12 protein-coding genes are annotated in these 13,109 nt (G+C 35.2%); 7 read left to right on the plus strand and 5 right to left on the minus strand.

The genetic code is table 11. The features are described from left to right. Positions 1-93: 93 nt before the first annotated feature. Positions 94-699: an NAD(P)H-dependent oxidoreductase gene (locus E0F89_RS08180; protein ID WP_131909300.1), complete on the plus strand. Its 606-nt coding sequence runs from the start codon at positions 94-96 to the stop codon at positions 697-699. Between the two features lies 1 nt (position 700). Continuing rightward, a complete protein-coding gene (locus E0F89_RS08185; RefSeq protein ID WP_131909301.1) occupies positions 701-2,590 on the plus strand; it encodes a monovalent cation:proton antiporter-2 (CPA2) family protein in 1,890 nt (629 codons plus the stop codon). 84 nt (positions 2,591-2,674) lie between these two features. Here the strand turns inward: E0F89_RS08185 and guaB are convergent, their stop codons facing one another. Further along, the gene (gene guaB / locus E0F89_RS08190; RefSeq protein ID WP_131909302.1) at positions 2,675-4,147 is read right to left on the minus strand and encodes an IMP dehydrogenase; all 1,473 of its coding nucleotides are present in this window, start codon (positions 4,145-4,147) and stop codon (positions 2,675-2,677) included. A 164-nt stretch (positions 4,148-4,311) separates the two neighbouring features. Here guaB and E0F89_RS08195 point away from each other — a divergent pair, with 164 nt between their 5' ends. Then, positions 4,312-6,828 (plus strand): cation-translocating P-type ATPase, encoded by a 2,517-nt coding sequence (locus E0F89_RS08195; protein WP_131909303.1) that lies wholly within the window; start codon positions 4,312-4,314, stop codon positions 6,826-6,828. A gap of 8 nt (positions 6,829-6,836) precedes the next feature. Here E0F89_RS08195 and E0F89_RS08200 read toward each other — a convergent pair whose 3' ends face one another. From E0F89_RS08200 to E0F89_RS08210, 3 genes are all read right to left on the minus strand, one after another. Next, positions 6,837-8,120, minus strand: coding sequence for a DUF5723 family protein (locus E0F89_RS08200; protein WP_317126087.1), 1,284 nt, complete (start codon positions 8,118-8,120; stop codon positions 6,837-6,839). Positions 8,121-8,218: 98 nt separating this feature from the next. Continuing rightward, positions 8,219-8,770, minus strand: a complete 552-nt coding sequence (locus E0F89_RS08205; RefSeq protein WP_131909305.1) for a hypothetical protein — start codon at positions 8,768-8,770, stop codon at positions 8,219-8,221. Positions 8,771-8,899: 129 nt separating this feature from the next. Then, the gene (locus tag E0F89_RS08210; protein WP_131909306.1) at positions 8,900-9,763 is read right to left on the minus strand and encodes a hydroxymethylglutaryl-CoA lyase; all 864 of its coding nucleotides are present in this window, start codon (positions 9,761-9,763) and stop codon (positions 8,900-8,902) included. Positions 9,764-9,960: 197 nt separating this feature from the next. Here E0F89_RS08210 and E0F89_RS08215 point away from each other — a divergent pair, with 197 nt between their 5' ends. Further along, positions 9,961-10,572, plus strand: coding sequence for a hypothetical protein (locus tag E0F89_RS08215; RefSeq protein WP_131909307.1), 612 nt, complete (start codon positions 9,961-9,963; stop codon positions 10,570-10,572). Further along, positions 10,569-11,279, plus strand: coding sequence for a DUF3307 domain-containing protein (locus E0F89_RS08220; protein WP_131909308.1), 711 nt, complete (start codon positions 10,569-10,571; stop codon positions 11,277-11,279). The genes E0F89_RS08215 and E0F89_RS08220 overlap by 4 nt, the downstream gene beginning before the upstream one ends. Here the strand turns inward: E0F89_RS08220 and E0F89_RS08225 are convergent. Beyond that, entirely contained in the window at positions 11,265-12,284 is a 1,020-nt protein-coding gene (locus tag E0F89_RS08225) for a quinone-dependent dihydroorotate dehydrogenase (protein ID WP_131909309.1), read from the minus strand. The two genes, E0F89_RS08220 and E0F89_RS08225, sit on opposite strands and share 15 nt — an antisense overlap. Before the next feature lie 254 nt (positions 12,285-12,538). Here E0F89_RS08225 and E0F89_RS08230 point away from each other — a divergent pair, with 254 nt between their 5' ends. Together E0F89_RS08230 and E0F89_RS08235 are read left to right on the plus strand one after the other, a co-directional pair. Continuing rightward, on the plus strand, positions 12,539-12,721 hold the full coding sequence (locus tag E0F89_RS08230; protein ID WP_131909310.1) for a hypothetical protein: 183 nt from the start codon (positions 12,539-12,541) through the stop codon (positions 12,719-12,721). Positions 12,722-12,769: 48 nt separating this feature from the next. Beyond that, positions 12,770-13,063: a hypothetical protein gene (locus E0F89_RS08235; RefSeq protein WP_131909311.1), complete on the plus strand. Its 294-nt coding sequence runs from the start codon at positions 12,770-12,772 to the stop codon at positions 13,061-13,063. Positions 13,064-13,109: the final 46 nt, after the last annotated feature.

Genomic DNA, 13,109 nt, shown 5'->3' on the forward strand with positions numbered 1-13,109 from the left:
TCTTTCAAAACGTTTTTAAAACAGTAAAAACGACTGTAAATCAAATAGATAAACTAGTTAAACTTTTTAAAATAAAAAGCAAAAATAAATTTTATGTCGAAAAACAAAATCTTAATCCTATTTTCCCATCCGCTATATGAGAAATCACATGCGAATAAAGCTATGGTAGAAAATATCCCCGATTCAGAAAATATAACTTTTCATGATTTATACGAGGAATATCCGGATTTTGACATTGATGTAAAACACGAACAAGTCTTGTTAAGTCAACATGACATTATCATCTGGCATCATCCAATGTATTGGTATAGCTGTCCGCCATTGATGAAACAATGGATTGATATGGTTCTGGAACACAATTGGGCGTATGGCAAAAAAGGGACTGCGTTACAGGACAAAATTATTTTTCAGGTAATCACAACTGGAGGCGACAAAGAAAATTATTGTGAAACAGGCAGCGATCGATTTACTATTCTTGAATTGTTGGAACCGTTCAATCAAACGGCAAAAGTGTGTAATATGACTTATTTACCCCCTTTTGTGGTACATGGGACACATAATATGAGCAAGGAAGATTATGATAAAAACGGCTTGATTTATGGTTATTTTCTCGACTATTTAGAAAATAATGATTTAGATGTAGATGAAATTTTGCAGTACAATTACTTGAATGAATGGTTTGCCACAATAAAAATATAATATGGATACGAATTTTCTACTTCAGGCAATTATTTATTTATCAGCGGCAGTTATATGCGTACCTATCGCTAAAAAATTGGGTTTGAGTTCAATTTTAGGCTATTTATTAGCTGGAATAATTATAGGCCCTTTTGTTCTGGGTTTTATCGGTCAGGAAGGTCAGGATATCATGCATTTTGCCGAATTTGGGGTGGTGATGATGTTATTTTTGATTGGTCTTGAATTAGAACCCAGCAAGTTTTGGAAAATGCGGAAATTTATTCTTGGAATGGGTTCCGCGCAATTGATAGGAACTACTCTTCTTCTGTTTGTGGGATGTCTTTTATTTATGGACTGGAAATGGGAAACCACGTTGGCCATTTCGCTCGCACTGGCATTATCTTCCACTGCGATTGTATTGCAAACTTTAAAGGAAAAAGGACTATCAAACACTTCCGTTGGACGTTCCTCTTTTGCAGTTTTACTTTTTCAGGATATTGCAGTAATCCCAATTTTAGCTTTTCTACCACTTTTATCAACCGTCAATATTGAGGCAGCAAATGATGTACCCCAATCTTTAATTACAAATTTCCCAAACTGGTTACAAACATTAATCGTTATTGGAAGTATTTCAACAATTTATTTCGCCGGACGATTTCTATTTGTTCCGTTATTACATATTATCGCAAGAACTCGTTTACAGGAATTGTTTACCGCTTCGGCATTATTATTAGTAGTTGGTGTTTCATATTCAATGCAATTGGTTGGTTTAAGTCCTGCTCTCGGCGCTTTCATGGCCGGAGTCGTATTGGCAAACTCGGAATTCCGTCATGAGCTAGAAGGTGATATTGCACCGTTCAAAGGACTGCTTTTAGGATTATTTTTCCTTGGCGTAGGCGCATCGATAAACTTCAAATTGATTATTGAGAATCCTCTTTTCATTTTTGTTTTTGGGGCGATTCTCACTTTAGTTAAATTCGGGGTTTTATTTGCAATCAGTAGATTTAATAAAAAGAAATTAGATCAAAATCTGCAATTTGCATTTGGTTTGAGTCAGGCAGGAGAATTTGGTTTTGTGATTATGAGTTTTTGTATGCAACTGAATATTATTCCTAATGTTTTAGCGAACCAAATAATGGCAGTAATCGCAATGAGTATGGTTGCAACTCCTTTTTTGTTATTAATTAACGAGCGTTTAATTTACCCCAATACAAGAATCAAAGAAAAAGGCACTGACACTAATAAAGAAAGTGATTTTATTGAAGAGGATAATCCTGTCATTATTGCGGGTTTTGGTCATTTTGGAAGTACTGTTGGCCGTTTGTTGCGAGCCAATAAAGTCAAGGCGACTATTCTGGATTATGATTCCGACCGAATTGATGTATTAAGGAAATTGGGATTTAAAGTTTACTATGGTGATGCCACCCGATTAGAATTGTTGAAAGCTGCCGGTTGCGAGAATGCAAAGCTTTTCATTGCGGCCATAGATAATCCTTCGGTAAATTTACAAGTGATTGAAACTTTAAAAAAACATTTTCCAAATTTAAAAATCTTAACCCGCGCCCGAAACCGGATTGATGCCTATGAATTAATTGATCATAAAGTCGAACATATTTATCGGGAAACATTATACAGTGCAGTTAATATGGGTGTTGATGCATTAGTAGAATTGGGTCATAGGAAGTATAGTGCGACCAGACAAGGGCAGCAATTTATAAAATATGATGAAATTACCACTAGAAAATTGGCCGAAAAACGTCATGATAAAATGGCTTACATGATAACCGTAAAAGAAGAAATTGAACTTCAGGAACAACTGCTGAAGAGTGATATTTACTCTCAAGTGGCTGCAACCAATCACAGTTGGGACAGCGAGCATCTGAAGAAAGATTTAACTGAATCCGCAGATTAAAAATTTTCATTAAAGAAAAAAGGCATAATTAAAACCGTTAATGGAATTAATTATGCCTTTTTTTATTGTTTAAAAAACTAAAAATTATCTTGAATAATTCGGAGCCTCTTTAGTAATCGTAACATTATGTGGATGACTTTCGTTTATTCCGCTGGCAGTTATACGTACAAAGCGTCCTGTTTCCTGTAAAGTTGGAACATCCTTTGAACCACAATACCCCATTCCGGCACGAAGACCACCAATGAATTGTTGCATGCTTTCGTTCAATTCACCTTTGTAAGGTACACGTCCTACAATTCCTTCGGGAACCAGTTTTTTCACATCATCTTCAACATCTTGAAAATAACGGTCTTTTGAACCTTCCTGCATCGCTTCAACAGAACCCATTCCACGATAAGACTTGAATTTTCTTCCTTCAAAAATAATAGTTTCACCAGGAGATTCCATAGTTCCAGCTAATAATGAACCTAGCATCACACAGTCAGCACCAGCAGCAATCGCTTTTGGAATGTCACCCGTGTAGCGAATTCCACCATCTGCAATTACAGGAACTCCAGTTCCTTTGATGGCCGCAGCAACTTCAAGAACAGCCGAGAACTGAGGAAAACCAACACCGGCAACAATACGAGTGGTACAAATAGAACCCGGACCAATTCCTACTTTCACACCGTCTGCCCCATTTTCAACTAAAAATTTAGCTGCTTCAGGAGTTGCAATATTTCCCACGATAACATCTATTTGAGGGAATTTACTTTTCACTTCTTTCAATACATTGACAACACCTTGGGTATGTCCGTGAGCGGTATCAATAATAATAGCGTCAACACCAGCGTTTACTAATGCTTCGGCTCTTTGAACAGCATCACCTGTAACACCAATCGCTGCAGCAACACGTAATCGACCATAAACATCTTTATTGGCAATTGGTTTTTGGGTTAATTTGGTAATATCTCTAAAAGTTATTAATCCAACTAACTCATATTTGTCATTTACAACCGGTAGCTTTTCGATTTTATGACCTTGCAAAACTACTTCTGCTTGTTCCAGAGAAGTTCCTTCAGCAACAGTAACCAAGTTTTCGGTAGTCATAACCTCAACAATAGGTCTTGAACTATTTTTTTCGAAACGTAAATCTCTATTGGTAACGATTCCTTTTAATATTTGATTTTCATCTACAATTGGAATACCTCCAATACCATATTCTTTCATGGCATTTTTAGCATCAGCAACTGTCGAAGTTAATGGCAAGGTAACCGGATCGATAATCATTCCGGATTCTGCACGTTTTACTTTTCTAACTTTCGCAGCTTGTTGCTCGATAGTCATATTTTTATGTAAAACACCAATTCCTCCTTCTTGCGCCATAGCAATTGCCATAGCACTTTCGGTAACGGTATCCATAGCAGCGGATACAATAGGAACATTAAGCGTTATATTTCTTGAAAATTTGGATTGAATACTCACTTCGCGCGGAAGCACATTTGAGTAATTGGGAACTAATAGAACATCATCGTAAGTTAATCCTTCACCGATAATCTTAGAGTTGTGTGCGATCATTGCAATTGTAGTTGGAGTTTAATTGCGTGCAAATATAGATAATTTTAAGCAAAAAATTGCTATAATTTTACAATAAATAATTAAATTGCAGTTCAATGTCAATTCTTTGGTTCCAAAATATTCCTTAGTTCTCGATCCAGAAAATCCGATTAATTTATTTTGCTATGACAAAAACTCGACAAGAATTAAAAGGACTATCAGATGAGGAGGTTTTGCTTTCCAGAACAAAATTTGGACCGAATTCGATAGTGAATCAGGAAAAAAATCAATTTTTTAAATCCTTATTTGACATGGTATTGGAGCCTATGTTCCTACTATTACTAACTGCAACAAGCATTTATTTTATAATTGGCGATTATGGAAACGGGATTTTCATGATTGTTGCAATAATACTGATTTCAACCATTTCATTATATCAGGAATCCAGAAGCAGAACTGCCATTAAAGCGTTAAAAAAACTATCGCAGCCCAAAAGCAAAGTCATTCGCAACAGCGAAATTACTGAAATTTCAAGCGAAGAAATTGTCATGGGTGACCTCATCCAGTCGGAAGAGGGCACCTTTATTCCTGCCGACGGAATCATCCTTCAATCCAATGATTTTTCCGTTAATGAGTCCATTCTGACAGGAGAATCGATGGCAGTTTTTAAAAATGAAACCGACGAAAACAATACCGTTTTCCTTGGGACTATTGTCACTGGCGGTTTAGCAATTTGTGAAGTAACTGCTATTGGTAACAAAACTCAATTGGGAAAAATAGGTAAAAGTCTGGAGGCAATTGGTGAAGAAAAAACACCTTTGCAAAAGCAAATGGGGAATTTTGTCAAAAAAATGTCACTTGTTGGTTTAGTGATTTTTGGCTTTGTCTGGGTTATCAATTATTACAATTCAAATAATGTTTTAGACAGCTTACTGAATGCACTTACTTTGGCTATGAGTATCATTCCTGAAGAAATTCCGGTTGCCTTCACCACCTTCATGGCGCTTGGTTCTTGGCGATTAATGAAGATGGGGATCATCGTAAAACAGACAAAAACGGTCGAAACTTTAGGAAGCGCAAACGTAATTTGCACCGATAAAACGGGAACAATTACCGAGAATAAAATGAGTCTGGCACAATGGTACACGTTATCTGATGATACAACAAAAGAAAGTAACAGTAATGAAATTAATAATGAAAGTGAGAATGATATCGAATTACTGACTCTCGCGATGTGGGCCAGCGAACCCATTCCCTTTGACGCGATGGAAATTGCATTGCATGAAGCGTATTCAAAGTTAAAAATAATAGATGAACGACCTAATTTTAAATTGGTACACGAATATCCATTGGATGGCAAGCCACCGATGATGACCCATGTTTTCGAAAATCAAGATGGAACGAGATATATTGCTGCCAAAGGTGCTCCCGAAGCATTGATCGCAACTTCAAATATATCCGAAAAGGAAAAACAACAAATTTTATCCGCAATGACCAAAATGGCTTTGCAGGGATATCGGGTATTGGGCGTTGGCATTGCTGAGTTTTCCGGTACAGATTACCCCAAAAAGCAACAGGAATTTTCTTTTGCGTTTAAAGGATTAGTTGCGTTTTACGATCCTCCAAAAGCGAATATTAAAGCAGTATTCGAAACTTTTTATAAAGCCGGAATTCAAGTCAAAATAGTTACAGGCGATAATGCTGAAACAACCGCTACAATTGCCAAACAAATTGGCTTCAGAAATGCGGATAAAACGCTAAATGGGGACGAATTAATGGCCATGGACGATGCTACACTTCGAGAAAAAGTAATGGAAACGTCCATTTTTACAAGAATGTTTCCCGAGGCCAAACTCAAGATTATAAAAGCACTAAAAGACAATAATCAAATTGTAGCTATGACTGGTGACGGTGTGAATGATGGACCCGCTTTGAAATCAGCACACATTGGAATCGCCATGGGAAAAAAGGGAACTGAAATTGCGAAGGAAGCTGCCAATCTTATTCTCATTGATGATGATTTTTCAAAAATGATTGATGCCATTGCCATGGGCAGAAAAATATATTACAACCTAAAAAAAGCGATACAATACATCATTTCCATTCACATTCCAATCATCATGATTGTTTTTATTCCTTTGGCACTGGGTTGGATTTATCCCAATATTTTTTCACCGGTTCATGTCATCTTTCTAGAGATAATCATGGGACCAACATGCTCTATAATTTACGAAAATGAACCTATGGAACGGAATTTAATGTCATTACATCCCAGACCCTTTACCAATACTTTTTTCAAACTTAAGGAAATTACTATCAGCATTATTCAGGGTCTTATAATCACGCTGGGACTTTTGTTTGTCTATCAGTATTGCGTAGCAAAAAATTGTTCTGAAAGCGCAACGAGAACGGTCGTCTTTCTAACGTTAATTTCGTCCAATATCTTTCTGACCTTGACGAATCGATCCTTTTATTACTCGATATTTACAACATTACGATACAAAAACAATTTGGTCCTGATGATCATTAGCGTCACCATTTTAATTACAGCTTCCCTTTTATTTGTGCCGCTTTTTGCTGCGTTTTTTGAATTCGAAACGGTTTCGGGATTCCAAATAGGACTAAGTATTTTAGTAGGTTTTGTTTCTGTACTTTGGATAGAAATTTATAAAATATTTAAACGAAGAAAAGTCCAGCTTTAGACAGGAATTTATTTTTTACTGTTCTTGAAAATGACATTTAGCCCTAGTTGAAAAGAAAGACTATTTGCTTTCGTGATATCGCCATATTCTAAAAGATTGTCGGCAAGAACATAAAAATTAACAGGTCCAAGAGTTGTAGACAATCCCAAACCTATATTTTTATAAGAATATGAATCGAGCGTATAGGTTGCTTTCATCTGCAATGCCTTAAAAATTTTTCTTCTGTAGTAAGTTGTAAAAGCCATAAAAGGCATTCGAGGAGTCGACATTACAAAAAGCTGTGCACCAATCGCACTATTATAGATTGCATCCGGATCATAATTCAGACAGTTACAATCTGTAGCTCCGTCTCTGAATGAATATTGAATCGAAGAATTGAACTTCAATGGACGCCAAGTAGTATAATTTTCATACAAAGTAACAAATGGTATTGCGTCTTTAAATTGCTCATATCCATTTTCGGAAGAATCGCCTGTACTAAATTTAGGAATTGCACCTTCGTATACATAACTCCCTTTATAGGTTTTATTTTCCACTTCTTTAGTATGACGTATAAATCCTATATCCACGACACTTCCTGTTATTTGAATATTTTTCTCTGGATAATAGGTAAAGCCCAAATCAATCCCTAAGCCCAAATTTCCGAAAAGCAATGCTTTTTTTATAACATCTTTTGCAATGCTACCATTAAAATCTTCATATTTAGTTATACCGGACGTGTTTAATTCAAAATTAGAATCGATGATTTGTTCATAGACTCCTTTCGATGACTCTGTAGTATAAATAGATCCGGAATTATTAGTAGAACTTGCATTGAAAATGCTCGAATAGATTTTACCACGCGCACCCACAATTAACTTTTTACTAATATTTTTATGAAATCCAAGATGGAAAACGGAGAGCAATTCTGCTTTAGCACTCAAATCCTTTAAATTAAAAGTTTTGCCCATATAATCTTTATTTCCGTCTAAAGCTAAAATGGCAAGATCGGTAGGCATATAAGCCATAAAATCAAATTCCTGATACATTCCAAACGAAACATAGGAATCGTTTCGCTCCCCCGCTATTCTGAAACCTCCACTAAATAATTCTATTTGTTCGTTTATCGCGATTTTATCTTTTCTGTCGGTTGAGAAAACTATATCTCGAAGTTTTACATTAATGTCAACTCCATTATCAGCAAATAAATCATAAGCTGAAAACCCGCTTGAACCCAAATTAGCAGAAATACCGGACAATAATGGAACTCCAAAGTACCAATTGTATTTGACATCAGATCCAGGATTAGTCATCAAAGTTTGTGGTACTGTGGTTAAATTATATAAAATTTGCTTATTTTGTGAAAAGCAATTAATACTTATTAATAGAACAAAAATTAAGATTATTTTTTTCATTCTATTACTAAATAAGCGGTTACTCCTGCGCGCAGTTTTATATTACCCGGGCTGCTTTCGCTTAACGCAGGTCCAGGCAACATCGTAAGCGTAAAAGCAATATTAATTGTTCTCTTCAATAAATCAAGTTGTGAATTTTCAAATACTTCAGTTTTGGTTACTTTATTTACTACTCCGGTGTAAGCGGGAACAAAGAAACTTGCGGTATGAACAGCTTGCTTATTCCCATCCAAAAAAACCATATCCACGGTATAAGCTCTAGTAATGGAATTGTCTACTTCAAAAAAGAGTTCGGCTTTTTTGAAATTTTTTCTAAAGAATGCATCATTAAATAAGTCAAAGATAGGTGCATCGTATTTTACGTTTTGTTCTACGCCACTAGTAACAAATTCGTTTGCCAAAACATCAAAATACGCCAGATTCCCTACATATACAGGTTCTAACTTTATATTCTCAAGTTGATCGTAGTCTAAATCACTTGTACAAGAAAATGCAATCAGCAACAGAAGTGCTGACCCTAAAATCTTTTTAATACCAAATCGCTTCATTCTATTAATTAAATTAAAAAAACCTATAAAATTCAAAAGAACCCGGAGGGCTATTTAATCACTAACGCATGAATATATAACTTATTATTATCTGAGTACAGAGTTCAATACTAATTGAAAAAAAATATGTTAATGATAAGCCGCGAATAACTTAGACGCCTCATTGTAAGCACTTTCAAAACTCACTGGACTTATATTGGTGTTTTCTTTTTGTGCAGTAAAATAAGATAATAATTTCTCCGTGGGCATATTTCCGGTCAGATCATCTGTGGCCATTGGACAGCCTCCAAAACCTTGGATCGCACCATCGTATCGACGGCAACCCGCTTTGTAAGCAGCGTCAATTTTCTCAAACCATTTGTCTGGTGTCGTGTGTAGATGCGCACCAAATTCTATTTCGGGATATTTTGGAATTAAATTCGAAAACAAGTATGAGATTACATCCGGAGTTGAACTTCCTACCGTATCCGACAGTGATAGTATTTTGACTCCCATCAATGCTAATTTTTCCGTCCACTCTCCTACTATTTCAACGCTCCAAGGATCGCCATACGGATTTCCAAATCCCATTGATAAATACGCCACCACTTCTTTATTACTTTGATCTGCAATTTCAAGAATTTCCTGTAAAGTGATTAATGATTCGGCTATGGTTTTGTGGGTATTCCGCATTTGGAAATTCTCAGAAATCGAAAATGGGAAACCCAAATATTGTATTTCAGGATGAACGGCAGCGAGGGTTGCCCCTTGCGTATTGGCAATAATAGCCAAAAGTTTGCTTCGGGTTTGAGACAAGTCCAGTCGTGCCAAAACTTCGGCCGTATCCTGCATTTGCGGGATTGCTTTGGGTGAAACAAAACTCCCAAAATCAATGCTGTCAAAGCCTACACGCAATAATGCTTGAATGTAAGCTACTTTTCTTTCTGTAGGAATAAATGGTTTGATGCCTTGCATGGCATCGCGTGGACATTCTATAATTTTTATTGGTTCCATAGACAGCCAAAGATAGAAAAACAATTATGAATTTTAAATTCTGATTTCAAATTTTCAAAAATGAATATTATTCCCTATTTTGGTAATAATTTTATATATTACGTAATTTGGTAATATTAATTATTATTACGTAATTTGGTAATATTTCGATTTTAACCTTTTAGAATTAAACTTGAATTTTTAATTATATTTGAATTATGATAAGTATAATCACAGGAGACATTATTAACTCGAGAAAACTACCTTCTGCAATATGGATTGACGGTTTAAAAGAATTGTTTAATACCAAAGGTAAAAACCCGAATGAATGGGAAATTTATCGCGGAGACGAATTTCAAATAGAAATTACAAATCCTGAAGAAGCATTGCTCACAGCTTTGCAAATTAAATCGTATCTGAAAACGCTAAAACTCGATGCAAGAATGAGTATTGGTTTTGGTCATAAAACCTATTCAGCAACAAAAATTTCAGAAAGTAACGGAACTGCATTCGTTAGATCGGGAGAACTTTTTGAAACTCTAAAAAAACTAAAAACTACTTTAGCCATCAATTCCGGCAACAGTGATTTAGATACTGAAATAAATTTAATGTTACGTTTAGGATTAACTTTTATGGATAATTGGCTGGTACAATCGGCTGAATTTGTTTTAATTTCCATAGATAACAAATCGCTTTCTCAAGAAGAAATAGGTGTAAAACTAGGAATTAATCAAGCCGCTGTAAGTCGTAGACGAAAACGAGCGCAGTTTGATTTGATTCTTGACTTAGACAATCATTTCCGAAAAAAAATTAAAAACCTCGGTGTATGATTATTTTTGTAAAACTACTTTTGGCACATTTACTTGGTGATTTTTTGTTACAACCTACATCTTGGGTTTTAGATAAAGAAAACAAGAAACACAAAAGTATTTACCTATATATCCACACGATCATTCATTTTTTTCTAGCTTGGATTTTAATTGGAAATACTTATTTTGTTTGGTATGCAGTTGCGCTGGCGATAACACATGGAGGAATTGATTTGATGAAATTACACTTTCAAAAAAACAAAACAAAACGTAATTGGTTTATAATTGACCAACTTTTACATCTTATCGCGCTGATAGCAATCACACTATTTTACATTAACAAACGTGTTGATTTCACGGCATTCGACAACAAATTTTGGATCTATGCAACCGGAATATTATTACTAACACAACCTACTTCGATACTGATAAAAAATATCATTTCGATTTGGACTCCTGAAAACAAAAAAAATGACGATTCTCTATCCAATGCTGGAAATTACATTGGAATATTAGAACGGTTATTTGTTTTTTATTTTGTCATTACGGGCCATTTTGAAGCCATTGGTTTTCTATTGGCTGCAAAATCTATCTTCCGTTTTGGTGATTTAAAAGAAGCCAAGGACCGAAAACTTACTGAATATGTTCTTATCGGAACTTTATTAAGTTTTGGAATTGCTTTACTGACAGGGCTTTTGGTACAATATGGAATATTACAATCTTTCTAAAATTTTCTTATTTATGGCTTTCACCAAGGCTGGTCCCTCGTAAATAAAACCGGTGTACAACTGCACTAAATTCGCTCCGGCATCCAATTTCTCTATCGCATCTTCGGCTGAATGAATTCCTCCCACTCCAATAATTGGAAAAGCTTTATTACTTTTTTCAGCCAAAAACCGAATAACTTCTGTAGAACGTTTTGCCAATGGTTTTCCTGAAAGTCCGCCCATTTCGACTTTATTTTCAGATTGCAAACCTTCACGGGAAATCGTGGTATTGGTAGCAATAACTCCTGCGATTTTTGTTTCTTTTACAATATCAATAATATCCAGCAATTGCTCATCCGTTAAATCAGGAGCAATTTTTAATAAAATTGGCTTTTGCTTTAGCTTAGCCAAATTCTTATTTTGTAGCGTTTGCAACAATTGCGTCAATGGCTCTTTATCTTGCAAAGCACGCAGGTTTGGCGTGTTTGGTGAACTTACATTAACCACAAAATAGTCAACATAATCGTACAAAGCATCAAAACATATTTCGTAATCTGAGGTCGCTTCTTCGTTTGGCGTCAATTTGTTTTTTCCAATATTTCCGCCTATCAGCACATCTTTATTTTCTTTTAATCGTTCCACAGCTGCCTCAACTCCGCCGTTGTTAAATCCCATTCTGTTGATGATAGCGCTATCTTCTTTTAGACGAAACAATCGTTTTTTGGGATTTCCTTCCTGACCTTTTGGCGTAAGGGTTCCTATTTCGATAAAACCAAAACCAAAATTAGACAACTCTTTATACAACTTGGCGTCTTTATCAAAACCTGCGGCAAGTCCTACCGGATTTTTAAACTTCAATCCAAAGACTTCGGTTTCTAATCTGGGATCGTTGACTTCATAAAGCGATTTAAAAAGAGAAGAAAATCCCGGAATTCTAGACAAAAATCGGATCAATGAAAAAGTAAAATAATGCACTTTTTCAGGATCAAAGAAAAAAAGGATGGGACGTAGAAGTAATTTGTACATGAGTGTGTTGTTGTGTTGTGCAAAAATAGAATTATCTAACCGAAAAATAAATATTTAGAAAATAATTTACAAAATCATTTTTCACAAGTAAAAAGTGCTTACGACTGCAATTCCTTTGGCTATAGCCAAAAAAAAATCGTCTAAGAATATTGCATTTATTTGTTCCACAATGCCACAATTAAAGCTGAAATGCCTTAAACTAACATTGGCACAGCTATAACAGATTCCAAACTTTAAATTAAACTCTTGATACAATGAAAATTACAACAACTTTATTACTGTTCTTTACATTTCAACTATTTTTTGTACAAACGGTAGAAAACGACACTATAAAAGTAGCTACTGTAACTACTGTGAAAACCATAAGTGATACTATTAAAGTGGCTGCATCTCCAACCTTGATATCCGATAAACAGAACGAAGATACAAAATCTTAGAATAACAAACTCAAAGCTGAGAAAAGAGCTCTAAAACAAGTTCAGCGTTTGGAGAAGGAGAAAAAAGAATTCGCAAAAAAGCAAAAACGTTTCGAAAAGCAGCAAGATAAAATTGCTTCAAATGAAAATTCTGTTGCTAAGTTGAAAGGACAACTTGCAAAAGAAAAACAAAATTTTTCACAACAATCAGCAAGATTAGAATCCAAAAAAGTCAGAGGAAAACTCTCATCTATGAGCACCGAAAAGGAAAATATAAAAATCAGTAGGCAACAAATCAAAATCAACAAACTGGAAGAAAATCTTGAGAAAGCAGAAAAAAAATTAAATAAAGCCAGAGACTAAATTTCAACCACCTTCGGGTGGTTTTTTTTATGATAAAAACAGCTAA

Source organism: Flavobacterium caseinilyticum (assembly GCF_004349085.1).
In the GTDB taxonomy this organism is placed as follows: Bacteria; Bacteroidota; Bacteroidia; order Flavobacteriales; family Flavobacteriaceae; genus Flavobacterium; species Flavobacterium caseinilyticum.